The organism is Sphingomonas changnyeongensis (assembly GCF_009913435.1).
Taxonomy (GTDB): domain Bacteria; phylum Pseudomonadota; class Alphaproteobacteria; order Sphingomonadales; family Sphingomonadaceae; genus Sphingomonas_B; species Sphingomonas_B changnyeongensis.
Genome location: NZ_CP047895.1, coordinates 855,303 through 879,516, shown reverse-complemented (window position 1 = coordinate 879,516; position 24,214 = coordinate 855,303). Strand labels below are relative to the sequence as shown.

The following is a 24,214-nucleotide window of genomic DNA, read 5'->3' as shown; positions in this document are numbered from 1 at the left end:
GAGGAAAGCGCCCCTCCCTTATGTTTGTGTTCCTTGTCTGCACCGCAATCACGCTGTTCGTCACCGGCCAGGCGGTCGTGAACCTGTTTCGCGATCGGTTTCCGCATGCCGCTGACCTCGCCACCCTGTCGATTTTCTATTACGGCGTGCCGCTCGCCGTTGCTGGTTATTTCGACCTCAATTACGACCACATGGCATTCTTGGCGCCATTCGCGGCGGATCAGGAACTCGCTCTTTATTCGATCCAGCACATCGCATTCGCGCTTATGGCACTGCAGATCGGGCGCGCAGTGGCACGGCGTATCCCCCCTCCGAAACTGTCCTGGTTCGGCAATAGCGGCGTGCTGACGTTCGAACGCGTGCGCTTCGGCTTTGCCGGCCTGATCGGCCTGATCGCTGTCGGCGTGTATTTGTTCGGCACGCGGGAGTTTCTCGCGGGCTATGCGACTGAGGGGCTGGATGCCACCGGATCGACCGGCAATGCCGTGGTCTATGCGACGCTCGAGTTCATGGGCCTGACGATCGCCTATGCAGTCATTCTCGGCATTTGCGTGGGCCGGATCCCGTTCAAACTGCTGATCCTCACCTGCCTTGCGATCATGCTTGTCATCCTTGCCATCCGGGCAAAGCGGCTTGAGATCGTGTCGGCATTCATACCTCCCGCCTTCATTCTGCTATCACGGCGAACGGCGATCAGTTCGACGTCGTGGCGGGTGATCGCCGGCGCAATCGCGGTGTTCGTGCTCGTCGTGGTTTCGGCCGTGCGCGCCGATGCCGAGCTTGGCTGGGGGCAGGGCATTTTCCTGTTCTTCTCCGAAGGTCTTTATGCCGGCCATTCGCTGCCCGGGATCACCGAACGCCTGCAGACCCAGACCCTTGGCTATGAATATGGAGTGCGCTTCATCAACTCTCTGACCGGCTTCATCCCGCGCTTCGTCTGGGAGGGGAAGGACGAGATGGTCTATGCGGGAAACCTGGCGCTCAAGGGCGTCGCGCCGCTCGGTGCGACAAGCTTTCTTGCAGAAGTGGTATTGCAGGGCGGATTTGGCGCAATCGCGATCTGCTATCTGATCATGGGCTTTGCGTTCGAGCGGATCATGCACTTCCAGAATGGCTGGGACGAGTTCCTGAAGCGGGGCTATATCCCGGCGCGGGTCGGCGCCTATCTGATCGCCGTTGCCATTTTCGTCCCGCATTTCCGGGACGGGATCATCCCGGCGGTGAAGCTGTCGCTGCAGGCGTCCGTCTTTTTCATTCTGCTCTCAGGACTGCGGATCACAAGCGCAGCGCGCACCGGCGCCGGGCCGAGCGGCTCGCCCAATCCGTCGTCCGCCGCCTCGATCGCTGCTTGAAATGCGGAGCGGCGCGGCCCCACCCGCTCAGGCCGCCGCGACGGACAGCCCGAACGGCTTGCCGTCGCGGGTGAAAGCCAACGCCATCGCCAACTATCTCGGCCGTGCCTGGACGACTCTCGTCGGGCTGCTGTCCCTGCCGCTCTTCCTGCTGCTGCTGGGCAGCGAGGCCTATGGCCTGATCGGCGCGTTCGCAGTCGTCCAGGCCTGGACCATGCTGCTCGATTTCGGCCTGACGCCAACGCTCAATCTCGAAATGTCGCGCGCGCGGGCTGGATCGAAATCCTGGCAGTCCACTGCCAACCTGCTGCGATCGATCGAGTTGCTGAGCATCGCAATCGCGGCAATCGCCCTGGTCACGGTGGCGCTCATGTCCGGCATGCTGACAAGGACGTGGCTCCAGCCCCAGAGCCTGGCCCGAAGCGACGTGCAATATGCGGTTGTCTGCATGGGCGCGCTTGCGGCGATACGCTGGATCGAACAGGTGTATCGCGGGGCCATTCAGGGCATCGAGGATCAGGTCTGGCTCAACGGCGCGCTCGTGACCGTTGAAACGCTGCGCTGGGGCGGCGCGCTGCTCGTTATCAGGTTCATCGAGCCGAACGTCCTGCTGTTCTTCGGCTGGAATCTGATGGTAGCGATCGGCTCTGCTTCAATCCTGCGACGCCGCGTGAAGATGGTCCTCCGCGCGCAGGGTGCCGGCCCCGCCCGCCCGGACCTGGCCGAACTGAAGGCGGTTCGCGGCTTTGCGGGCGGGATGTTCCTCAGTGCCCTCCTCACCTTCCTGCTGACCCAGGCCGACAAGATCGTTGTGGGCAGCATGGCGTCTTTGTCGGATTTCGGTCTTTACAGCCTGGCCGCGACGGCGGCGGCGGGCCTGCTCCAGCTTGTCCAGCCGCTGACCACTGCCATTCTGCCACGTTTCACCGCGTTGGCCGCGGCACGTCGGCAAATCGACCTGAGTGACGCATTCCGAGCCGCAAGCGAATGGATGGCGGTGGCCGTGGCTCCGGTCGGGCTGCTGGTGCTGGCGCTCCCCGAGCACGCGCTGATGGCCTGGACAGGGCAGCCCGTAGTCGCGCGCGCAGCCGCGCCGACGCTGTCGCTGCTGATGCTGGCCAGCCTGTTCAACGCCCTCGCGAACATCCCTTACATGCTGCAGCTCGCCCATGGCTGGACATCGCTGACGAACAAGCTGAACGCCCTCCTCATCCTGGCGATGCTGCCGGCCATGATGTGGGCGGCAGAAGACATGGGCGCCGCCGGTGCGGCGGGCGTGCTCGCGGCGCTCAATCTTGCCTCGATGCTCATCCTGTCCTGGCTGGTTCTGTCCCGCCTGCTGCCGGCGGAACGCCTGCGGTGGGCGATGGTGACGGTTGCGATGCCGCTCCTGCTCGGCGGCGGTGTCGCGCTTGCGCTCCGCCTGCTGTTACCACCCATTGGCGGGCGCGCAGCGGCCTTTCTGCAGCTTGGCTTTGGCTTCTTCGCGATCACGTTGACAATGCTGCTGATCATGCCGCATCCGCGGCGCGCGCTGCTGGTGCGGGTGCGCCAGCGGGTTCGGGCCTTCGGCCTCTAGGCCGGCAATATTTCGGAGACCTTCGTGCCGCTCCTCAGCATCGTCATCCCGACCCGGGATCGAGCGCCCTACCTCGCCGCGTCGATCGCGACCGCTCTTCAGTCAACAGACGCGCCGCTGGAAGTCCTGGTGCTCGACAATGCGAGCGCCGACAACACACGTGACATCGTCGCGGCCATCGCCGATCCGCGGTTGCGCTACGAACGGTCCGAACGGCGCCTGAGCATGCGCGACAATTTCGAGCGCGGGCTCCGGCTTGCCCAAGGGGAGTATATCGGCTTCATCGGCGACGATGATGGCATTCTCGGTCACGCTCCCGCCGCCGTTCATGCCATCTTCGACAACCCTAAGGTCGACGCGATCGCTGCCGCACGCGCCCATTATTACTGGCCCGACCTTGAAGGGGGCAGGCGCGGAAGCGCACTCCTTCCACGTGGCGAAGGCATGGAGTTGCGCAACAGCCGGCAGGAACTTCGCAAGCTGCTGGACGACAGCGACTATTACCGCCTGCCATGCATCTATCACGGCTTTGTGCGACGTTCGTTGATCGATCGGAACAGTAAGGATCGCTTTTTCCTGTCCAGCCAGGTCGACATTTATTCGGCGATCGCGCTGTCGATGGCCGGGGTCACTTTCGCTTTCAGCCACGCGCCTCTGGTCATCAATGGCGGTTCGGCGCGCAGCAACGGGGCTTCGCATTTTGGCGGCGGCACCGCAGAAGAACGCAATAAGTGGAAGCAGGAAGACGATCTTGGCTTCCTGCCCGGCTTCGACAATCACGCGACAGTGGGAGTGCTGATCGTGGAATCCGCCCTGCGTTACGCAGCCGCGTTCGATGTCCAGTTGGAGGATATCTTTCCACGCAACGCGATTGATCAGGCAATGCACCGCGAGCATGCGGCGCGCATCGCGCTCGGCCGGCCACTCGACAATTTCGATCAGGCGGCGGCGGCGGCGGGCAGCACCGGGCGGATGCCGCAAACCGGGGGCGCCCTGGACCGCGTGAGGCGGCTGGCGCGATCCTTTTCGGCAACGATGCCGATCGATGCGGCCGCCCGGGGCGTCACTGATGTCAAGGGCGCAGCCGATCTGATCCAGGGTCTGTTGGCGCGCGGCAGGCAGCGCAATTTCGATCGGCCGGGCGAACAGCTGCGCATTGCGCTGCGGATCGGCCGTGGCTGAGTGCCAGGATCGCCCGGTCTGCTTTTTGCAGCTGAAGGCCTTTGGTGATTTTGTGATCGCGAACGCAGCCGCCGAGCGGGTGGCTGCGCAGGATCGGCAGCGGGTAACCATCGCGATCGGCACGCATCTGCAACAGCTTTGCGAAGCCGTCGCGCCGACCGTTCCGGTCATTACGGTCGCGTCACCCGAGGCCAGCGTTCCGGCGATCTTCGACATTCGCAAGCTGGGCCTGTCCGCCGCGCTCAAAAGTGCATGGCAGGTCCGCCGCGCCGTCGAGCGGGCAGCAATCGGCCGGGACGCGCTGATCCTGGTCGATGGCCTGGGCATGCGCGAGCGGTTCGTCATTGGTAGCAGACCGGCGATCGGGATGAGCGCCGCCACGGCCAACATCTATCACGGATATGACGCGCTGTTGCAGGCGGCCGGCATTCGGCTCGCGCCGGCGCAACCGGCGCGGGCAGCAACCGTGCGCAGGGCCGGCATCTTCCCGGGGAGCCGCATCGCCGCGAAAAACCTGCCGGTTGCGCTGGTGGCGGATCTGCTGAACGAGGCCGGCCGCCGGGGCGTGTCCACCGATCTGTATCTGCTTCAGGGAGAGCGCCCCGACCTCGAAGCGAGCGGCCTGCCGCACATCGTCATGCCCCGCCAGTTCACGGCGCTCCGCGCAGCCATCGCCGGCGTGGACTTTGTCGTCTCGGCGGATTCGCTGCCCGCGCATCTCGCCGAAAGCCTGTGCATCGACAGCTTCGTGATCACACCCAGACCAAACGAGTTCTGGATGCCGCGCAGCGTGTTCGACCATCGCAGATGGGGGCTTTTCAACGAACCCGGATTGATCGCCCGGATCGGCGCGCTGCTGTCGGCATGAGGGTTTGACGATGTGGGCACCGGCTGGCAAGGTAACCCTGCTCCAAGAGACCTGCCCGCAGGTGCACTCTCCATTTACACACCGGGCCTTGTGGACTGTCATCACATGAAGAAAATACTGGTCACCGGCGCCGCCGGGTTCATCGGCGCGCACCTCGTCGCGCAACTCCTCGACGATGGACTGACGGTTCGCGCGCTCGACAATCTGTCAACGCAGATCCACGGCCCTGATGGTGCATTCCCTGCGTGGCAAGATCACCCGGGCGTCGAGATCATGCGGGCTTCGATCACGGAGGACGGGGTCTGGGACCAGGCGCTCGACGGCGTCGATGCGGTGGTTCACCTGGCTGCCGAAACCGGCACCGGCCAATCGATGTACGAAATCGCGCGCTACAGTGCCGTCAACACGCAGGCGACTGCGGCGCTGATGGAAGCCGTGGCGCAGCGCGCCGACACCATCCGGCGGATCGTGCTCTCGTCGAGCCGCTCGATCTATGGGGAAGGCGCGTTCAGTTGCCCCGCCTGCGGCCTTGATCCCGTCCATCCCGCACCACGAACGGCCGAGGCGATGCGACGCGGGGAATGGGATCAGCCCTGCCCGCGCTGCGGGGCGCCGATGAACATGCAGCCAACGCGCGAAGACGCGCCGCCCCGCCCGGCATCGGTTTACGCTGCGACGAAACTGGCGCAGGAAGACCTGGTCAGCATCGTGGCGGGAGCAAACAGAATACCGGCGGCCATTCTGCGCTTCCAGAACGTCTATGGCGAAGGGCAATCGCTCAACAATCCTTATACCGGCATCCTATCGATCTTCTCGACCCGGATCCGGCGCGGCCTCGATCTGCCGATTTTCGAAGATGGCGAGGAAACCCGCGACTTCGTCCATGTGTCTGATGTTGTGGCGGCCATCCGCGCCGCACTGCGCGCGCCGGAGGATGTTTCGGGGACCTTCAATGTCGGCAGCGGCGTTGCGACCAGCATCAGGGACGTGGCGAAGCATCTCAATGATGCGTTTGGCGGCAGCTCGACAATCCGGGTGACGGGCGAGTTCCGCGTCGGCGACATCCGACACAATGTCGCAGACCTTGCCCGGCTGCGCACGGTGCTTGGCGTAGAACCCAAGATCGACCTTCCGTCGGGCCTGGCGCGGTTCGCCCGCTGGGTGCTGACCCAGCCTTTGCCGGAAGATCGGCTCGCTCAGGCCAATGAAGAGTTGCGGGCCCGCAGGTTGATGGGCTGAGTACATGAGGCCCGACCTTACCGGCAAACGGATCCTGATGCAGGTCGTACCCTATTTCGGCTATGACCGCGTTCTTGCCGATGCGCTGCGCGCGCGCGGCGCAACGGTGGACGTGCTTGCAGATCGCCCGTTCGGATCGGCCATCATGCACGGGGTTGCCAAGCTCTGCAGGCCCGCGGTGCTCGGCCACGCAACGCGGCTGTATCAACAGCAGGTCGCCGCATTCGGCCGTTCGCACTACGATCATGTCCTCGTCATCAACGGCCAGACCATGTCGTCGAGCTATCTGCGCCAGCTGCGCGTCGATTTTCCGTCAGCCCGGTTCACATTCTACATTTGGGATTCGTTCGAGAACAAACCCTATGCGGTCGCAGCGCTCAGGCACTATGACGCCGCGCTGTCTTTCGACCGGCGCGCGGCGGCCACGCATGGCATCGGCTTTCGGCCGCTGTTCTATTCGCCGGAGTTCGACCTGCCCGCCGGCAGCGCAGCCGACCTCGATCTGAGCTTTATCGGCACCGCGCACAGCGACCGCCCGGCGCTGATCGACGCAATCGACCACAACTTGCCGTCGAGCGCCCGGCGTTACTGGTTCCTCTATCTCAAGGCACCCTGGGTTCTTCATTACCAGCGCCTAACCAACCGCAGTTTTCGCGGCGTGCCGGACTCGATGTTCAGCTATCAGCCGATGCCGAGAGAGAAAGTGCGCGACATTTTCATGCGGTCGCGCACGATTCTGGACATCGAGCATGACCGGCAGACCGGGCTGACAATCCGCACGTTCGAGGCGCTCGGCGCGCGCAAGAAGCTGGTCACGACCAATCCAGATGTGCGGAACTACGATTTCTATGATCCGGCCAACATCCAGATCCTGGACCGCCGCCGACCCGGTCTCGACCCCGCATTCCTGCACGCGCCGGCCCGCGAATTGGCTCCGGCGCTGCGCTATCGATACAGTGTGGACGGATGGATAGACGACGTGCTTGGGGGCGATCATGACGCATGAAGCAATCGCCCGTCCCGATTTCTCGACGGCCAACATACTGGTCGTGGGCGATGCCATGCTCGACCAATATTGGTTCGGCGACGTCGACCGCGTTTCCCCCGAGGCACCGGTGCCTGTCGTCCTGGTCAAGCGCGAGGAGTATCGCCTGGGGGGCGCAGCCAACGTCGCGCTTAATGTGGCGACGCTGGGCGGGAAAGCAACGCTGCTGTCGGTTGTCGGGCGCGATCCGGCGGCAGCACGGATGCGTGACATGCTGGACGGTGCCGGCATCGCGCACGACCTGCAGGACGATGACAGCGTTCAAACGACGCTGAAGCTGCGGGTGAGCGGGCGAGCGCAGCAGCTGCTGCGCATCGATTTCGAAAACCGTCCGAACGCCGACATGCTCGACGTGCTGGCCGGCGCCATGGAGCGCCATGTGGCCGCGCACCGGGTGGTCATACTGTCGGACTATGGCAAAGGATGTCTGGGGCGGGTCGAGCGGAAGATCGACATTGCGCGCCGCATCGGGCGACCGGTGCTGATCGATCCAAAAGGCCGCGACTGGGAGATCTATCGGGGGCGACCGTGCTCACGCCCAATCGGGCGGAACTTGTTCAGGTGGTTGGGGCCTGGCGCGACGATGCGGAGCTTCAAGACAAGGCACAGGCATTGCGCACGCGGCTGGCGCTGGACGCGCTGCTGGTGACCCGGTCGGAAGAGGGCATGACGCTCTTCGACGCCGATGGCGCGCTGCACGTCCCTGCCCAGGCGCGTGAGGTGTTCGACGTCACTGGTGCGGGGGATACGGTTCTCGCGACCCTGGCGGCGATGGTCGCGAGCGGATCGAGTCTGCGTGATGCAGTGCCTGTGGCGAACCGGGCCGGCGGAATCGTCGTCGGCAAGTTCGGCACCTCGGCAATCAATACTTCGGAGTTGTTCGGATGAGAGTGGCGGTCACCGGTGCAGCCGGGTTCATCGGCGGCAATCTTCTGCGTGGGCTGAATGCGATCGGCATTGATGACATCGTTGCGACCGATGACCTGACGGACGGGCGCAAGTACCGCAACCTCGCCAACGCGCGTATCGCCGACTATCTCGATCACCGCGATTTCTACGCGGCGCTCGCCGCGGGACGCCTGGGCGCGTTCGATGCCATCCTCCACGAAGGCGCATGCTCTGACACGATGGAGCATGACGGCCGGCTGATGATGGATCTCAACTATCGATGCAGCCGCCAGCTGCTCGATTACTGCGAAGCCACCGGAACCAGGCTCCTCTACGCATCGAGCGCTGCGGTCTATGGCGGCGAAAGCCATTTTGTCGAACAGCCTCAATATGAGCGGCCGCTCAACGTCTATGGCTATTCGAAGCTTCTGTTCGATCAGGTCGTTCGCAGGCGACAGCACCAAATGAGCCAGGTGGCCGGATTCCGCTACTTCAACGTCTATGGTCCGGGCGAAGCCCATAAAGACCGGATGGCATCGGTTGCCTTCCATCACATCAACCAGCTTCGCGACAGCGGACGGGTCAGGCTGTTCGGCGAATATGGTGGCTACGCGGCCGGCGAGCATCGACGCGATTTCGTCCATGTGGACGATGTGGTGCGCGTGAAGCTGTGGTTTCTCGAGCACCCCGGCCAGTCCGGGATATTCAACCTCGGCACCGGCAGGGCGCAGCCGTTCAACGATATCGCCCGCGCCGTGGTCAACGGCGTGCGGGCGCGCGATCAAAAGCCGCCGCTCGATCTGTCCGCGCAGGTCGCACAGGGGCTGGTCGAATATGTCGAGTTTCCCGAAGCCCTGAAGGGCAAATATCAGAGTTTCACGCAGGCCGATATCAGCAGACTTCGCGCTGCTGGCTATGAGGCCCCGTTCCTTTCGGTCGAGGATGGCGTCGCCGCCTATGTCGACCATGTTCTGGGAGAAGGCTGAGCGCAAAGCGCGTCAGTCGATCAGCGCGTCCTCGACGATCCCGCACAGCGTGTGGCCGATCATGATATGGGCCTCCTGGATGCGCGCGGTGACGTGACTGGGCACCACGATTGCAATATCCGAGAGGCCAACGAGCGCGCCGCCGTCGCGCCCGAGCAGACCGATCGTCACGATCCCAGCCGCACGGGCAAAATCGAACGCCTTGACGATATTGGCCGAATTGCCCGACGTCGAAATCCCGACCAGGCAATCGCCAGCCTTGCCGAGCGCTTGGACCTGACGAACGAAGACATGCTCATAGCCATAGTCGTTGGAAATGCATGTCAGCGCGGAACTGTCCGTGCTCAGCGCCAGCCCCGCCAGCGGCCGGCGATCGTCGATAAAACGCCCGGTCAACTCGGCTGCAATGTGCTGGCTGTCCGCCGCCGAACCGCCATTGCCGCAGAACATGACCTTGCCTCCGGCCCGCAATGCGTCCACCAGAGCGTCGCCGGCACGCGCGACATCGTTTCCGATCGCATCAAGCCTCTGGAAAAGTTCGAGATGCTCGGCAAGATTCTGTGCAAATACGGACATGTTGGCGACCCAGTAAAGCGAGGCGTGGATGGACGGCAAAATCCTAGAGTTGTCAAGAATGTCGATCGATGCCCTGCCGCGGCCGCTGGTCTTCACGAACGGCGTTTTTGATGTACTTCACCGCGGACATGTCACCTATCTGGCAGCCGCCCGCGCACTCGGCGCCGGACTGTTCGTGGCCCTGAACTCCGACGCATCGGCACGGATGCTGGGCAAGGGGCCAGACCGCCCCATCAACCGGGCTGAGGACCGCGCGCTTGTGCTCGCCGCGCTCGAAAGCGTGACGGCTGTCGGTATTTTCGACCAGCGGACGCCGATCGAACTGCTCGAACGCGTGAGACCGGACATTTACGTGAAGGGCGGGGACTACACGCTCGACCAGCTGCCAGAGGCCGAGGTGATGCGCCGCTGGGGCGGCAGCACGATGATTATGCCGTTCGTCGACGGTTATTCGACGACCGACCTGCTGCGCCGGGTCCGGAGCGTCGCATGAACAGCGGCCCCAAGCGGGCAGCATTTCTTGATCGCGACGGCGTGATCAACCTGGATCATGGCTATATCGGCAGGCCGGAGGATTTCGAGCTGTGCCCGGGCGTCCCGGAGGCGCTTCAGCGGCTCCGCGACAATGGCTTTGCGCTGATCGTCGTGACCAACCAGTCGGGCATCGGGCGCGGCTATTTTGCCGAAAGCGACTATCAGGCAGTCACGCAGCGCATGGTGAGCGCCCTTGCCGGTCATGGACTGGAACTTGCCGCCGTTATGCATTGCCCGCACACCCCCGACGCCGGCTGCACGTGCCGTAAGCCGCAGCCGGGGCTGATCCTGTCCGCTGCGGCGCGGCTCGGCATCGACCTGCACCGGTCGGCCATGTTCGGCGACAAGACATCGGATGTTACCGCCGGCCGCGCCGCGGGTGTCGGACGATGCTTCTTCGTCGGCCCGGCGGAGCAGGCACCGGCAGGCGCGGACGGCCATGGGGCGGATTTGCTCTCATGCGTCGGACTGCTATTGGCCGATCAGGCCTGAACGTGGGGGAAGCGGGTGAGTTCGATCAATATCGTTCCGCAAAACAACAATCTCGATATCGTCCGGTTCACCCTGGCCTCGATGGTCTTCATCTCGCATGCGCATGATCTGTCCGGGCTGTCGGCGCTTGCCCTATTGTCTGCAGCCGTGTCGTCCACGCTTGCGGTTCAGGCGTTTTTCATCATCAGCGGCTTTCTGATCTTCCAGAGTTTCGATCGATCCTCGACGCTGAAATCCTATGCAGCGCGGCGGGTCCGACGTATCCTGCCGGCCTATGTCGTCGTGGTGATCAGCTGCGCCGTGCTGCTGGGTGCGCTGAGCACGCTTCCCTTTGGCGCCTATGTCCGTGACCCCGGGCTGTGGCGCTATCTGGGTGCCAACCTGCTGTTCCTGAACTTCCTTGCGCCCGAACTGCCGGGCGTATTCCAGAACAATCTCTTCAGTGCCGTAAATGGCGCATTGTGGACGCTAAAGATTGAGGTCGCCTTCTACGTCTCGGTGCCGATCTGTGTCTGGCTGTGCCGGCGATATGGGCGTGACCTGATACTCGTCCTTATCTATCTGCTGTCGGTGGCTTATGCGGCGGGCTGCCTGTGGTTGGCCGAAACCCGTGGCAGCGGAGCATTCGTCGAACTGTCGCGCCAGCTTCCGGGCCAGATGACCTATTTTGTCGCAGGCGCGGCCTGCTATTATCATTTCGGTCACCTGCGGCAGCGGCCATGGCTAACAGCGGCAGCCGGCCTTATTCTGTTCGGGCTATCCACGGTTGGGTTGGAGCTGGCGCTGCGGCCGATCGGTCTCGCCCTGCTGGTCATGGGCATTTCGTTCGGGCCGTTTGCGGGTCGGTTCGGCCGTCATGGCGACTTTTCCTACGGCATTTACATCATTCATTTTCCAGTGCTGCAGACGCTGATTGCACTTGGGCTGCCCAGCCAATCGCCGCTCGTGTTCCTGCTGGTGAGCATCCTTGCGGTCGGCACGCTGGCGTTCGCAATGTGGCATCTGGTTGAAAAGCGGTTCCTGCGGCGCGACAGCCACTATCGTCGATCCGCCCGCCCTGGCGCTGAACCAGACATGTCGGTGCGCGGGTCGGCGATGCCCCACTGACAGAGGACCGCCAGGCCCAGCAATCGTAGCGATCGGTCGGGCGGGGGAGACGATCCCGACCTCAGTCCTCCGGCCCAGCGCCGGATCGAGGTCGCGGGGGCGCACGAAGCGGGTGAGGCGGGCGCTGCCGGGGGCGAGCGCGGTCCAGGGGCCGTCAAACTCGATTTCGGCGAGTGCGGCGGTCGGGTATTTTTCCTCGACCGCATCGCGCAGCGCGTCGCCGGCGCGGTCGGGGACCAGCATCAGCACCAGATCCTCAAGCCCCGGATTGTGCCCGGCAAGCAGCAGCGACTGCGCCTCGGCCGGGGCCTCGCGCACCACATCGAGCAGCGCGACGCATGACGCCAGATAGACCCGCCGGTCCCAGACCGGGCGCAGCTTCGTGCCATAGCCGTCCCAGACACCGTCGAGCGTCTCGATCACCCGCACGGCGGGCGAGGCGATGACATGGTCGAACACCAGCCCTCGGCGCGCATATGGCGACCGATCGTCTGCGCGGCCTTCAGCCCGCGGGCGTTGAGCGGCCGGTCGAAATCCCGCTGCACGGAATCGTCCCAGCTCGACTTGGCGTGGCGCAGCAGCGTCAGGCGGGTCATTGTCGCTCCGTCAGCACATCCCCGGCCGCGCCATGCCCCAGTTCCGTGACCGATGAAAGACGCGATCGCACCGCCGCGACCGCTTCGGCAAGGCCAAGCCGGCGCACCGGAGTGCCGGGCGGAAAGGCGGTCAGCAGCCGCGACGGCATCGCGCCGGACAAGAGCACGAACACCCCCGGTCATCGCCGCGGCGGATCAGCCGGCCAAAGGCCTGGGCCAGCCGCGCCTTGACCGCCCGGTCTTCATAGGCGCTGCCCCCGCCCGCCAGCTTGCGCGCGGCATGAAGAACGCTGGGCTTAGACCAGGGCACGCCCTCCATCACCACCAGCCGCAGCGAAAATCCGGGCACATCGACGCCGTCGCGCAGCGCATCGGTGCCGAGCAGCGAGGCGGCGGGATCGTCGCGGAAGATATCGACCAGCGTGCCGGTGTCGATCGGATCGACATGCTGGGCGTAAAGCGGCAGCCCGTCGCGCGCCAGCCGGTCGGCGATCCGGGCATGGACGCCGCGCAGGCGGCGGATCGCGGTGAACAGCCCCAGCGTGCCGCCGCCCGCCGCCCCGATCAGCGCGGCATAGGCCCCGGCAAGGGCGGCGACATCGCCCTTTTTGACATCGGTCACGACAAGCACTTCAGCCTGGGCGGGATAGTCGAACGGGCTGGGCGCTTCGAACCGCGCGGCGGGGCGCGGCAGATGCGGCACCCCGGCGCGCGCCTCGGCCGCCGCCCAGTCGCCATTGCTGAGCGTTGCCGAAGTCACGATCACGCCGTGCGCGGGTTTGAGGACCAGTTCGGCGAGCGGCCGGGTCGGGTCGAGCCAGTGGCGGTGGATGCCGATGTCATATTCGCGCCCCTCGGCCCGGTCGACCGCCAGCCAGTCGACGAAATCGCCATCGGCCGGGCCGCCGACCCGGCCGAGCAGCGCGATCCACGCCGCCAGCGTCTCGATCCGCCAGCCGAGACTGGCGATCGCGCCCTCGATCCGCGCCCGCGCCGGGCCGTCGAGCCAGTCGGGCGCGTCGGCCATCACCGCTTCCAGCCGCCGCCCGAGCTGGACGAGCGGCCGGTGCAGCCCCTCAAGCGCCGCCGCTGCCTCGCCCGCCGCCTCGACCAGCGGGCCGCCGGGCTCGGCCAGTTCGGTCTCGAGCGCATAGCCGGCATCCTCGCCCTCGGCCCGGGCATAGACGGTCGCGCGCACCGCCGCGAGCAGCCGTTCGATCGCCCCGAACGGCGCGCCTTCGGCCAGCCGGCCCAGCCACCCGTCGGACGGCAGGGCGAGCGCGGCATTGCCCGCCGCCGCAATCGCCGCCGCGCCCTCGGCATCATAGCCGGCAACGTCCGACAGCCGCGCCGACAGCCCGCGCCGCCGCCCGCGCGATCCGCTTTCCGGGCCGGTCACCCAGCGGCGCAGCTCTATCGCCTCCTGCCCGCTCAGCACGGTTGAGAACATCGCATCGGCGGCATCGAACAGATGATGCCCCTCGTCGAACACCAGCCGGGTCGGGCGGCTGGCGGCTTCGCGGCCGCGCGCGGCGTTGACCATCACCAGCGCATGGTTGGCCACGACGATATCGGCATCGGCGCTGGCCCGGGCGGCGCGCTCGATGAAGCATTTGCGGTAATGCGGGCAGCCGGCAAAGATGCATTCGCCGCGCCGGTCGGTGAGAGCGGTCGCCCCCGCGCGGCGGAACAGGGTCGGCAGCCAGCCCGGCAGGTCGCCGCCCACCATGTCGCCATCCCTGGAATAGGCGGCCCAGCGCGCGACCAGCTGCGCAAACACCGCCGCGCGCCCGGCAAAGCCGCCCTGCAGCGCGTCTTCCAGATTGAGCAGGCAGAGATAGTTTTCGCGCCCCTTGCGCACCACCATCCGGCGGCGGCGCACGGCTGGATCGGGATAAAGCCGTTCCCCTTCGCGGTCGAGCTGGCGCTGCAGCGCCTTGGTATAGGTCGAAATCCACACCGCGCCGTCCGCCGCCTCCGCCCACAGCGAAGCGGGGGCCAGATAGCCAAGCGTCTTGCCGATGCCGGTCCCCGCCTCCGCCAGCAGCAGCGCGGGCGCATCGGGGGCGGGGCGCGGGCCGAAGGCGGCGGCGGCGGCGCGGGCATAGGCGCGCTGGCCGGGGCGCGGTTCGGCCCCGCTGCCGGTCAGGTCCTCCAGCCGGTCCTCGGCCGCGGACGGCGGCACATGGATGGTGCGCGGTGCCGCGCGCGGCGGCCGCTCCTCCCATTCGGGCAGGCGGCTGAACAGCCAGCGCTCGGCCGTATCGGGCCGGGCAAGGTGGCGGCCGATCGCCGCCGCCCAGGACCAGCGCAGCCGCCCCAGCGCCTGCAGCGCCGTCCACGCGCCCTCGCGCTCGGGCCAGTCGGGGGCGGCCATGCGGTCGATCAGCGCCGCCGCCGCATCATGCAGGAAGGTGGCGGCGCGATCCTCCGCGCCCGGCGGATCGAGGCCGAGCGCGCGCGCCAGCCCCGGCGGCGTCGGCACCGCAAAGCGCGCCGGATGCACAAAGGCGAAGAGTTCGAGCAGGTCGAGCCCCGACAGCTCCGGATAGCCGAGCCGGGCGGCCATCAGCGGCGCGTTGAGCAGGATGACCGGCGTATCGGCGGCAATCGCGATCGCCTCGCCCCGGCCCACCCGGCGCGGCGCGGCGCCGCTGTCGGCAAGCCAGATTCCGGCATGGCTTGCGTGCAGCGCCGGATAGGGCAAAGAGGCGGTCATTTCCTTCCCTATGCGAACCAGGAACGAAAGGGCAACAAGAGTGAATGACCTGCGCGCAGCCGCGATGACGTCCAAGGCATGGCCGTTCGAGGAGGCGCGCAAGCTTCTGAAACGCTATGAAGCCGCGCCGCCGGCCAAGGGCCATGTGCTGTTCGAAACCGGCTATGGCCCGTCGGGCCTGCCGCATATCGGCACGTTCAACGAGGTGCTGCGCACCACGATGGTGCGCCACGCCTTTGCCGCGCTGTCGGACCTGCCGACCCGGCTGATCGCCTTTTCCGATGACATGGACGGGCTGCGCAAGGTGCCCGACAATGTCCCCAATCCCGACATGCTGCGCGCCCATCTGGGCAAGCCGCTGACGCGCATCCCCGATCCGTTCGGCAAATATGAGAGCTTTGCGCACCACAACAATGCGATGCTGCGCGCGTTCCTCGACCGCTTCGGCTTTGAATATGAGTTCGCGTCCTCGACCGACTATTATACCGGCGGGCGGTTCGACGACGCGCTGCGCGCGGTGCTGCGCCATTATGGCGCGATCATGGACGTGATGCTGCCGACGCTGCGCGCCGAGCGCCGCGCGACCTATTCGCCGGTGCTGCCGGTCAGCCCGAAATCGGGCGTGGTGCTGCAGGTGCCGGTCGAGGTGATAGACGCCGAAGCCGGGCTGATCGCGTTCGAGGACGAGGGCGAACGCATCGTCCAGAGCGCGCTTGGCGGGCTGTCCAAGCTGCAATGGAAGGTCGACTGGGCGATGCGCTGGGTCGCGCTCGACGTCGATTATGAAATGGCGGGCAAGGACCTGATCGATTCGGTCACCCAGTCGTCGCGCATCGCGCGCGTGCTGGGCGGGCGGCCGCCCGAGGGCTTCAACTATGAGATGTTCCTCGACGAAAAGGGCGAGAAGATCTCCAAGTCCAAGGGCAATGGGCTGAGCCTCGACCAGTGGCTGACCTATGGGCCGGAGGAGAGCCTGGCCTTTTTCGCCTATCGCGAGCCCAAAAAGGCCAAGCAGCTGCATTTCGGCGTGATCCCGCGCGCGGTCGACGAATATTGGCAGTTCCGCGAGAAATATCCGGCGCAGCCGATCGAGCAGAAGCTCGGCAACCCGGTGCACCATATCCATGACGGCAAGGTGCCGGCGGAAACGCTGCCGGTCAGCTTCGGCCTGCTGCTCAATCTGGTCAGCCTGCCGGGCGTGGGCGACCGCGACACGCTCTGGGGGTTCCTGCGCCGCTACGACCCGGCCTTGTCGCCGGAGGCGAACCCGGCGCTCGACCGGCTGGTCGGCCACGCCGTCGCCTATGGGCGGGATTTCGTCGCCGCCACGCTTGTCCGCCGCGCGCCGAGCGCCGAGGAACGCGCCCAGCTGGCCGAACTCGATGCCGCGCTGGCCCGCTTTGCCGAACGGGGATTTGGCGAGGTTGAGCCGGCCCAGGCGATCCAGGACCAGGTCTATGAGATCGGCAAGGCCCATTACGGCAAGGAAGGGCTGCGCAGCTGGTTCCAGGCGCTTTATGAAACGCTGCTCGGATCGAGCCAGGGCCCGCGCATGGGCAGCTTCTTCGCGCTCTACGGGATCGAGAACAGCCGCAAGCTCATCGCCGAGGCGCTGGCGGGCTAGGTTTGTTGCGCGTCCCGGCGCGGAGAGGCGCCGGGGGTTGTTTGTTGCGCGCCTCGCGGCGCGGGGGCGGCACCGGCCCGCTCCGGTTGTTTGTGCTGCGCCTTGCGGCGCAGGGGCGGCACCGGCCCGCTCCCCCACCCGGCCTCCCATCGACAGGATATGCTATGGGAGGCCGGGTGGGGGAGCGGGCCGGTGCCGTTCTTCCTAGCAAACAACGCGACGGCACCCGTCAGCCTCCCCGCCTCAGCCGGCCTTCTTCGCCGCGATCCAGGCGTCGATCTTCTTTTCGAGGATCGCCATCGGCAGCGCGCCGGTCATCAGCACCTGGGCGTGGAAGTCGCGCACGTCGAACTTCGGCCCCAGCTGCGCCTGCGCCTTGGCCTTCAGCCGCGAAATCGTCAGCTGGCCGATCTTGTAGGCGAGCGCCTGGCCGGGGATGGCGATATAGCGTTCGACCTCGGCGGTCGCCTCGGTGCGGCTCATGCCCGAATTGGCGAGCATGTAATCGATCGCCTGATCGCGCGTCCAACCCTTGGCATGGATGCCGGTGTCGACCACCAGCCGCATCGCGCGCAGCATCTCGTCATCCAGACCGCCGAAGCGCTGATAGGGATCGCTTTCCATGCCGAGTTCCGCCCAGAGCTGTTCGGCATAAAGCCCCCAGCCCTCGGCATAGGCGGTGTTGCCGCCAAAGCGCATAAAGGCCGGCAGCGCCTCGTTTTCCTGCGCGAGCGCGATCTGGAAATGATGGCCCGGCGCGCCTTCGTGGAGATAGAGCGTCTCCATGCCCACGACCGAGCGCGACGGTAGGTCATAGGCGTTGAAATAGAAGATGCCCGGCCGGCTGCCATCGGGCGATCCGGGTTCATAGGAGCCGCCCGCCGAGTTCTTCTCGCGGTAAGGCTCGTAATAGCGGATCTCGAGCGGCGTCTTGGGGATGGTCGAAAACTGCTCTCGGATGCGCTGGTCGACCCGCTTGCCGATCGCGTAAAAGCCCTGGAGATAGGTTTCGCGGTCGGCGGGGCGGAAGCGCGGATCGGTGCGCAGATGCTCGAAAAACTGCGGCAGGGTGCCGGCGAAACCGACCTTGACGCGGATCGCGTCCATTTCGCCCTTGATGCGCGCAACCTCGGCCAGGCCGATGCCGTGCACCTCATCCGCCGTCATGTCGAGCGTGGTGTTGCTGGTGATCAGATAGTCGTAAAGCGCCTTGCCGCCCTTCATATGGACAAGGCCGACACCGTCGCGCGCGACCGGGCGATATTCGTTCTTCAGGAAATCGCGCAGCCGCACATAAACGGGCAGGATCTGGTCGCGGATCATCGCCGCCGTCGCCGCGCGCAGCCGCGCCTGATCGGCGGCCGGCACATCCTTGGGAAACTCCTTGACCGGCAGGTAGAAGGTCGATCCTTCAACTCCTTGCGCGATCTGCAGGTCGAGCTGGCCGATCACATTGTCGACGACCAGCCGGGGCTGGACGACGCCCGAAGCCATGCCGCGCCGGAACAGCGCCACCGACCGGTCGAGCAGCGCGACATAGTCGCGGTGCCGGGCAAGGTTGTTCTCATAATCCTTGACGGTCTTGAACGGCGCCGCGCCCTTGCCCGAGGCCAGCCCCGGATAGAAGACATGGAAGCCGAAGAAATGATCGACCGGGCGGACCTGGGTAAGCGCCAGCAGATCGGGCGACAGGCTGCGCAGCGTGTCGCGCGTCTGCCATTCGAACACGTCATAGGCGATCTGGTTGACCGGGGTCAGCGCCGCCCGGTCGATGCCGCGCAGCCGCGCCAGATCCTTTTCCGCCGCCCGGCGCAGCGCGTCATACCAGCGGTCATCGCCGAAATCGCCCAGCCGGTCGGCATAGCGCATGTCACCCCGGAACAGCGCCGAGATCGGGTTGAGCCTCAGGCTTTCCTCGTCGCTGTCGGCGAACAGCTTCGTCAGCGCAGCATCGGCCGCCGATGCTTTGGGTGCGGCGGGGGCCGACTGGTCCCGGGCGGGTGCGGCCACCGCCTGCCCGGCTGCCGCCAGCGCGAGTGCGGCCGAGGCGAGCAGCATGGACATACGCATCATTTTCTCTCCCTGAACAACTGTATGACGCGTATAAGACAGTCGGGTCCGGTTTGAAAAGAGCGTGGCGCACGGCATGGCCGGATTTGCGCGCACGCTTGCATGGCCCGTCCCCTTTTGCTTTGGGACATGCGCCATGACCGAGATCGACCAGCTTCAGCACCAGGCGCTTGCCGCCATCGCCGCCGCGCCCACCCTTGAGGCGCTCGATGCCGAGCGCGTCGCGCTTGTCGGCAAACAGGGCAGCGTGTCCGCGCTCTTGAAGACGCTGGGCGCGATGTCCCCCGAACAGCGGCAGGTGGAAGGGCCGCGCATCAACGGCCTGCGCGAGGCGGTGACCGCAGCGATTGCCGAACGCAAGGCGGCGCTTGAGCAGCAGGCGCTCGATGCGCGGCTGGCGTCGGAGCGGATCGACCTGTCGCTGCCCGCGCCCGAGCGGCCGCGCGGCAGCATCCATCCGGTGTCCCAGGTGATGGACGAGCTGGCGGAAATCTTCGCCGATCTGGGCTTCGCCGTCGCCAGCGGCCCGGAAATCGAGGATGACTGGCATAACTTCACCGCGCTCAACATCCCCGAAACGCATCCGGCGCGGGCGATGCACGACACCTTCTACGTGGAACCAACGTCCACAGAACGTGAGGTTGTCGATCGGTGGGCGTCCGGCCCGGATATCGTGCTGCGCACGCACACCAGCCCGGTGCAGATCCGCACGATGACCAGCCAAAAGCCGCCGATCCGCATCATCGCGCCGGGGCGGGTCTACCGGTCGGATTCGGATGCCACCCACACGCCGATGTTCCACCAGATCGAAGGGCTGGTGATCGATCGCGGCATCCATCTGGGCCATCTGAAATGGACGCTCGAGACCTTCCTCAAGGCGTTTTTCGAGCGTGAGGACATCGTGCTGCGCCTGCGGCCGAGCTATTTTCCATTCACCGAGCCGTCGGCCGAGGTCGATGTCGGCTTCACCTGGACCGACGGCAAGCGGGTGATCGGCGGCAGCGGCGACGTGCCGGGCGGCGGCTGGATGGAGGTGCTGGGCAGCGGCATGGTCCACCGCCGGGTGATCGCGGCATGCGGCCTCGATCCCGATGAATGGCAGGGCTTTGCCTTCGGCACCGGCGTCGACCGGCTGGCGATGCTCAAATATGGCATGGACGATCTGCGCGCCTTTTTCGACGGCGACCTGCGCTGGCTCAGGCATTACGGCTTCGCGTCGCTCGACATTCCCACCCTTTCGGCCGGAGTCGGCGCATGAAGTTCACCCTGTCCTGGCTCAAGGAGCATCTGGAAACCGACGCCGGTCTCGACGAGATCGTGCTGACGCTGACGCGCATCGGGCTTGAGGTCGAAGGCGTCGAGAACCCCGCCGAGCGGCTGCGCGGCTTTCGCATCGCGCGCGTGCTGACCGCCGCGCGCCACCCCCAGGCCGACAAGCTGCAGGTGCTGAGCGTCGATTGCGGCGACGGCCCGTTGCAGGTGGTGTGCGGCGCGCCCAATGCGCGCGCGGGGATGGTCGGCGTGCTCGGCCTGCCCGGCGCGGTCGTGCCGGCCAATGGCATGGCGCTGAAGGTGTCCGCCATTCGCGGCGTCGAATCCAACGGCATGATGTGTTCGTCGCGCGAGCTGGAGCTGGGCGATGATCATGACGGCATCATCGAACTGCCCGAGGATGCGGCGATCGGCACCGCCTTTGCCGATTATGCGGGGCTGGATGATCCGGTGATCGACGTGGCGATCACGCCCAACCGGCAGGATTGCATGGGCGTGCGCGGCATCGCCCGCGATCTGGCGGCGGCGGGCCTCGGCACGCTCCGGCCGCTCGACGCCGTGGTCGCGGACCTGCCGGCAATCGTGCCGCAGGGCGCAGGGCCCGATGTGCGGACCGAGGATGCGGCGGGCTGCCCGGCCTTTTACGGCCAGGCGGTGCGCGACGTGACCAACGGCCCCTCGCCCGACTGGTTGCAGCGCCGGCTGAAGGCGGTGGGGCAGAAGCCGATTTCGGCGCTGGTCGACATCACCAATTATGTCATGCTCGGGCTGGGCCGGCCGCTTCATGTCTATGACATGGCAAAGCTTTCGGGCGGGCTGGTGGCGCGCAAGGCGCAGGACGGCGAAAGCGTGCTGGCGCTCAACGGCAAGAGCTATGCGCTCACCCGCGGCATGACCGTGATCGCCGACGATGCGGCGGTGCACGATATCGGCGGCATCATGGGCGGCGAACATTCGGGCTGTGCGGACGATACCCGCGACGTGCTGATCGAATGCGCCTATTTTGATCCCGAACATATCGCCCGCACTGGCCAGACGCTGATGCTGACCAGCGATGCCCGCACCCGGTTCGAACGCGGCGTCGATCCGGCGTTTCTGGACGAGGGGCTGGCGATCGCAACCCGGCTGGTGCTGGCGCTGTGCGGCGGCACCGCAACCGAGGTGACCCGCAGCGGCGAGCCGCCGGAAGGCGGCGCGGTGATCGGCTATGATCCCCGGCTGGCCGCGACGCTGGGCGGCCTTGCCGTGCCCGCCGCGCGCCAGGTCGAGATCCTCGAAAGCCTGGGCTTTGTCGTCCAGCCGCTCGACGGCAATGGCGATCCGGTCGCGCTGGACGGCGGCTTTGAGGATTTCCGCGTGACCGTGCCAAGCTGGCGGCGCGATGTCGACGGCCCCGCCGATCTGGTCGAGGAGGTGATCCGCATCGCCGGCATCGATCATGTGCCGTCAACGCCGCTGCCGCGCGCCGACGGGGTCGCCCGCCCGACCGCCAGCCCCGAACAGCTGGTCGAGCGGCGGGTGCGCCGCACGGCGGCGGCGCGTGGCCTGAACGAGGCGATCACCTGGTCCTTCCTGTCCGAGGCCGAGGCCGGGGCGGTGGGCGGCGGCGCATGGACGCTCGCCAACCCGATCAGCGAGGATCTGAAGGTCATGCGCCCGTCGCTGCTGCCGGGCCTGATGGGCGCGGCGCGGCGCAACATCGACCGGGGGATGAAGAGCGTCAGGCTGTTCGAACTCGGGCGGCGCTATCTGGCGGATGGCGAGCGGCTGACGCTCGGCTTCGTGCTCGCCGGCGAGCGCGCGGCGCGCGGCTGGGCAAGCGGCCGGGCGCAGCCATTCGACGCGTTCGATGCCAAGGCGGAAGCGCTCGCCCTGCTCGAGGCCGCGGGGGCCCCGGTCGACAATCTGCAGGTGATGGGCGAGGCTGGCGACAGCTATCACCCCGGCCAGTCGGCGACGCTGCGGCTTGGCCCGAAAACGGTGCTGGCGGCGTTCGGCGCGCTGCATCCGGCGCTGGCGCGGCGGTTCGACCTGGCGGTGCCGGTGGTGGCGGGCGAAGTCTATCTGGACGCGGTGCCGGCGCGGCGCGGCGCGACCCGCCAGCGCCCGGCCTATCAGCCGCCCGCGCTGCAGGCGGTGACGCGCGACTTTGCGTTCGTCGCGCCGATGGATCTGGCCGCCGACGCGCTGGTGCGCGCGGTGCGCGGGGCGGACAAGGCGCGCATCACCGGCGCGCGGCTGTTCGACCTGTTCACCGGCACCGGCGTGCCCGAGGGGCAGAAGTCGCTGGCGGTCGAAGTCGTGCTGCAACCGGCCGAGAAAAGCTTCACTGACGAGGATCTGGCCGGCATTTCGGCCCGCATCGTCGCGGCCGCGGCCAAGCTGGGCGCGACGCTGCGCGCCTGAGCGGCGGGGCGGCAACAGGGCGTGGACAAGCGCGCGGTCGTGCGGCCATGATCGGGCGATGACAGCCCGTTCGCCCCGTCCCCCGATCGCCCGCACGCTCGTTTCCGCCCTTGCCCTGTTGCTGTCGGCCTGTGGCGGGGGTGGCGGCGCGGGCGGCCAGAGCGGCGGGCAGACCGGCGGGGGGCAGGTTGGCGGGGGCACGCCGCTGCCGCCGCCGGTGGCCGCCAATTGCAGCCTGTCGGACCGGCAGGCCTGGGCGCGTTCGGTCATCGACGAATGGTATCTCTATCCCGAAACCGTGCCCGGCACGCTGTCGCCGGCGGGCTTTACCAGCGTCCAGGCCTATATCGACGCGCTGACCGCGACCGCGCGCGCGCAGGGGCGCGACCGGTTCTTCACCTTTGTCACCTCGATTGCCGAGGAAAACGCCTTTTTCGCCCAGGGCACGACCGCCGGCTTCGGCATCCGGCTCCAGTCCGATCCGGTGGCCCGGCGGGTGACGATCATCGAGGCTTATGAGGGCGCGCCGGCGCTGGCCGCCGGGCTGGACCGGGGCGACCGGATCGAGGCGATCGGCACCGGCCCGACCTCGCTGACCCCGGTGGAGGATCTGTTCGCGCGCGGCGGCGCGGCCGCGATCACCGACGCGCTGGGACCGAACACCGCCGGGCTGGCGCGCACGCTGCGCGTCTCGGGGCCGACGGGCACGCGGACGGTGAGCGTCACCAAGGCGTCGTTCGACATTCCGCCGGTCTCCAGCCGCTACGGCGTGCAGATCCTGTCCGATGGCGGGCGGCAGGTGGGGTATCTCAACCTGCGCACCTTCATCTCCTCGGCCGATGCGCCACTGCGTCAGGCCTTTGCGCGGTTCCGCGCCGCGGGCGTGACCGATCTGGTCATCGACCTGCGCTACAATGGCGGCGGGCTGCTCAGCATCGCCGAGCTGTTCGGCGACCTGCTCGGGCGCAACCGCTTTGCCGCCGACGTGTTCGGCCAGACCGTCTACCGGCCCGAAAAGGCCGCCAACAACCGCACCCGGCGGTTCCAGACGGTGGCAGAATCGGTCGCGCCCACCCGCATCGCCTTCATCACCACCGGGTCATCGGCCTCGGCCAGCGAGGTGGTGATCAACGCGATGATCCCTTATCTCGGCGCCAACATGGCGCTGGTCGGCGCGAACAGCTTCGGCAAGCCGGTCGGCCAGATCGCGCTCGACCGCGCCGCCTGTGACGACCGGCTGCGCGTGCTGGCCTTCTCGACCCGCAACGCGGCGGGATCGGACAATTATTTCAGCGGGCTGGCAGGGGTGGTGCCGAACAGCTGCCAGGCGGCGGACGATACCGCCCTGCCGCTCGGCGACCGCAACGAAGCCTCGCTGCGCGCCGCGCTCGACTTCATCGCCGGCCGGCCCTGCACGCCGATCCCGACCGGGCAGCAGGCCCGCTCGCTCGGCACCACGCGGACAGCGCCCGAACCGCTGCTGCCCGCCAACCCGAGCGCCGCCCAGCTGGAGCTGCCGGGGCTGTTCTGAGCGGGGCGATGTTGGTGCGTGCCTTGCGGCGCGAGAGCGGCACCGGGTTTTCCTGTGCTGCGCCTTGCGGCGCAGGGACGGCACCGGCCCGCTCCCCCACCCGGCCACCCATATGATACTGCCGTTGGGTGGCCGGGTGGGGGAGCGG

18 protein-coding genes and 2 pseudogenes are annotated in these 24,214 nt (G+C 66.8%); 16 read left to right on the top strand and 4 right to left on the bottom strand.

The genetic code is table 11. The annotated features are described in order from the left end of the window. Positions 1-20 precede the first annotated feature (20 nt). The 9 genes from GVO57_RS04480 to rfaD all read left to right on the top strand — a co-directional run bounded on the left by GVO57_RS04480 (position 21) and on the right by rfaD (position 9,139). Positions 21-1,352, top strand: a complete 1,332-nt coding sequence (locus GVO57_RS04480; RefSeq protein WP_160592156.1) for a hypothetical protein — start codon at positions 21-23, stop codon at positions 1,350-1,352. A 70-nt stretch (positions 1,353-1,422) separates the two neighbouring features. Further along, a complete protein-coding gene (locus GVO57_RS04475) occupies positions 1,423-2,931 on the top strand; it encodes an oligosaccharide flippase family protein (protein WP_160592155.1) in 1,509 nt (502 codons plus the stop codon). Between the two features lie 24 nt (positions 2,932-2,955). Then, positions 2,956-4,113 carry a glycosyltransferase family 2 protein gene (locus tag GVO57_RS04470; RefSeq protein ID WP_160592154.1) on the top strand — a complete coding sequence of 386 codons (1,158 nt, stop codon included), beginning with the start codon at positions 2,956-2,958 and terminating at the stop codon, positions 4,111-4,113. Further along, positions 4,106-4,981 carry a glycosyltransferase family 9 protein gene (locus tag GVO57_RS04465; protein ID WP_160592153.1) on the top strand — a complete coding sequence of 292 codons (876 nt, stop codon included), beginning with the start codon at positions 4,106-4,108 and terminating at the stop codon, positions 4,979-4,981. Before GVO57_RS04470 ends, GVO57_RS04465 begins: the two co-directional genes overlap by 8 nt. A gap of 105 nt (positions 4,982-5,086) precedes the next feature. Further along, entirely contained in the window at positions 5,087-6,220 is a 1,134-nt protein-coding gene (locus GVO57_RS04460) for an NAD-dependent epimerase/dehydratase family protein (protein ID WP_160592152.1), read from the top strand. A 4-nt stretch (positions 6,221-6,224) separates the two neighbouring features. Then, entirely contained in the window at positions 6,225-7,226 is a 1,002-nt protein-coding gene (locus GVO57_RS04455) for a CgeB family protein (RefSeq protein WP_233281471.1), read from the top strand. Then, positions 7,216-7,914: a bifunctional heptose 7-phosphate kinase/heptose 1-phosphate adenyltransferase gene (locus GVO57_RS15240; protein ID WP_268830446.1), complete on the top strand. Its 699-nt coding sequence runs from the start codon at positions 7,216-7,218 to the stop codon at positions 7,912-7,914. Before GVO57_RS04455 ends, GVO57_RS15240 begins: the two co-directional genes overlap by 11 nt. Beyond that, entirely contained in the window at positions 7,827-8,153 is a 327-nt protein-coding gene (locus tag GVO57_RS15235; RefSeq protein WP_268830445.1) for a PfkB family carbohydrate kinase, read from the top strand. Before GVO57_RS15240 ends, GVO57_RS15235 begins: the two co-directional genes overlap by 88 nt. Positions 8,154-8,155: 2 nt before the next feature. Next, the gene (gene rfaD, locus GVO57_RS04445; RefSeq protein WP_201752689.1) at positions 8,156-9,139 is read left to right on the top strand and encodes an ADP-glyceromanno-heptose 6-epimerase; all 984 of its coding nucleotides are present in this window, start codon (positions 8,156-8,158) and stop codon (positions 9,137-9,139) included. A gap of 12 nt (positions 9,140-9,151) precedes the next feature. Here the strand turns inward: rfaD and GVO57_RS04440 are convergent, their stop codons facing one another. Further along, the gene (locus GVO57_RS04440) at positions 9,152-9,715 is read right to left on the bottom strand and encodes a D-sedoheptulose-7-phosphate isomerase (RefSeq protein ID WP_160592149.1); all 564 of its coding nucleotides are present in this window, start codon (positions 9,713-9,715) and stop codon (positions 9,152-9,154) included. A gap of 58 nt (positions 9,716-9,773) precedes the next feature. On the opposite strand from GVO57_RS04440, the gene GVO57_RS04435 reads away from it, so the two are divergent. Genes GVO57_RS04435 through GVO57_RS04425 form a run of 3 tightly spaced genes read left to right on the top strand, consistent with a single transcriptional unit; the run spans position 9,774 to position 11,848 of the window. After that, positions 9,774-10,208, top strand: a complete 435-nt coding sequence (locus tag GVO57_RS04435; protein WP_233281470.1) for an adenylyltransferase/cytidyltransferase family protein — start codon at positions 9,774-9,776, stop codon at positions 10,206-10,208. Beyond that, positions 10,205-10,741, top strand: coding sequence for a D-glycero-alpha-D-manno-heptose-1,7-bisphosphate 7-phosphatase (locus GVO57_RS04430; protein ID WP_160592147.1), 537 nt, complete (start codon positions 10,205-10,207; stop codon positions 10,739-10,741). Before GVO57_RS04435 ends, GVO57_RS04430 begins: the two co-directional genes overlap by 4 nt. A 15-nt stretch (positions 10,742-10,756) precedes the next feature. Then, positions 10,757-11,848, top strand: a complete 1,092-nt coding sequence (locus GVO57_RS04425) for an acyltransferase family protein (RefSeq protein ID WP_160592146.1) — start codon at positions 10,757-10,759, stop codon at positions 11,846-11,848. Between the two features lie 72 nt (positions 11,849-11,920). On the opposite strand, the pseudogene GVO57_RS04420 reads toward GVO57_RS04425, so the two are convergent. Then, positions 11,921-12,444: pseudogene (locus GVO57_RS04420) on the bottom strand (SixA phosphatase family protein); the annotation flags it as partial. Beyond that, positions 12,441-15,163: pseudogene (locus tag GVO57_RS04415) on the bottom strand (ATP-dependent DNA helicase). The pseudogenes GVO57_RS04420 and GVO57_RS04415, both read right to left, overlap by 4 nt. Before the next feature lie 64 nt (positions 15,164-15,227). Between GVO57_RS04415 and GVO57_RS04410 the strand changes: the two are divergent. Beyond that, positions 15,228-16,787: a lysine--tRNA ligase gene (locus GVO57_RS04410; protein WP_233281536.1), complete on the top strand. Its 1,560-nt coding sequence runs from the start codon at positions 15,228-15,230 to the stop codon at positions 16,785-16,787. 243 nt (positions 16,788-17,030) lie between these two features. Here the strand turns inward: GVO57_RS04410 and GVO57_RS04405 are convergent, their stop codons facing one another. Beyond that, positions 17,031-18,860, bottom strand: a complete 1,830-nt coding sequence (locus GVO57_RS04405; RefSeq protein ID WP_407695709.1) for a DUF885 domain-containing protein — start codon at positions 18,858-18,860, stop codon at positions 17,031-17,033. A gap of 133 nt (positions 18,861-18,993) precedes the next feature. Between GVO57_RS04405 and pheS the strand changes: the two genes are divergently transcribed. From pheS to GVO57_RS04390, 3 genes are read left to right on the top strand one after another with little or no spacing between them, the layout of a single operon-like run. Further along, positions 18,994-20,115 (top strand): phenylalanine--tRNA ligase subunit alpha, encoded by a 1,122-nt coding sequence (pheS, locus tag GVO57_RS04400; protein WP_160592144.1) that lies wholly within the window; start codon positions 18,994-18,996, stop codon positions 20,113-20,115. After that, on the top strand, positions 20,112-22,535 hold the full coding sequence (gene pheT / locus GVO57_RS04395) for a phenylalanine--tRNA ligase subunit beta (protein ID WP_160592143.1): 2,424 nt from the start codon (positions 20,112-20,114) through the stop codon (positions 22,533-22,535). The genes pheS and pheT overlap by 4 nt, the downstream gene beginning before the upstream one ends. Before the next feature lie 58 nt (positions 22,536-22,593). Continuing rightward, positions 22,594-24,066 (top strand): S41 family peptidase, encoded by a 1,473-nt coding sequence (locus tag GVO57_RS04390; protein WP_160592142.1) that lies wholly within the window; start codon positions 22,594-22,596, stop codon positions 24,064-24,066. Positions 24,067-24,214 lie beyond the last annotated feature (148 nt).

Coding starts and splice junctions, on each gene's coding strand:
- GVO57_RS04480 (WP_160592156.1), top strand. CDS start 21: ATGTTTGTGTTCCTTGTCTGCACCGCAATCACGCTGTTCGTCACCGGC.
- GVO57_RS04460 (WP_160592152.1), top strand. CDS start 5,087: ATGAAGAAAATACTGGTCACCGGCGCCGCCGGGTTCATCGGCGCGCAC.
- GVO57_RS04455 (WP_233281471.1), top strand. CDS start 6,225: ATGAGGCCCGACCTTACCGGCAAACGGATCCTGATGCAGGTCGTACCC.
- GVO57_RS15240 (WP_268830446.1), top strand. CDS start 7,216: ATGACGCATGAAGCAATCGCCCGTCCCGATTTCTCGACGGCCAACATA.
- GVO57_RS04440 (WP_160592149.1), bottom strand. CDS start 9,715: ATGTCCGTATTTGCACAGAATCTTGCCGAGCATCTCGAACTTTTCCAG.
- GVO57_RS04435 (WP_233281470.1), top strand. CDS start 9,774: ATGTCGATCGATGCCCTGCCGCGGCCGCTGGTCTTCACGAACGGCGTT.
- GVO57_RS04430 (WP_160592147.1), top strand. CDS start 10,205: ATGAACAGCGGCCCCAAGCGGGCAGCATTTCTTGATCGCGACGGCGTG.
- GVO57_RS04410 (WP_233281536.1), top strand. CDS start 15,228: ATGACGTCCAAGGCATGGCCGTTCGAGGAGGCGCGCAAGCTTCTGAAA.
- GVO57_RS04405 (WP_407695709.1), bottom strand. CDS start 18,860: ATGATGCGTATGTCCATGCTGCTCGCCTCGGCCGCACTCGCGCTGGCG.
- pheS (WP_160592144.1), top strand. CDS start 18,994: ATGACCGAGATCGACCAGCTTCAGCACCAGGCGCTTGCCGCCATCGCC.
- pheT (WP_160592143.1), top strand. CDS start 20,112: ATGAAGTTCACCCTGTCCTGGCTCAAGGAGCATCTGGAAACCGACGCC.
- GVO57_RS04390 (WP_160592142.1), top strand. CDS start 22,594: ATGACAGCCCGTTCGCCCCGTCCCCCGATCGCCCGCACGCTCGTTTCC.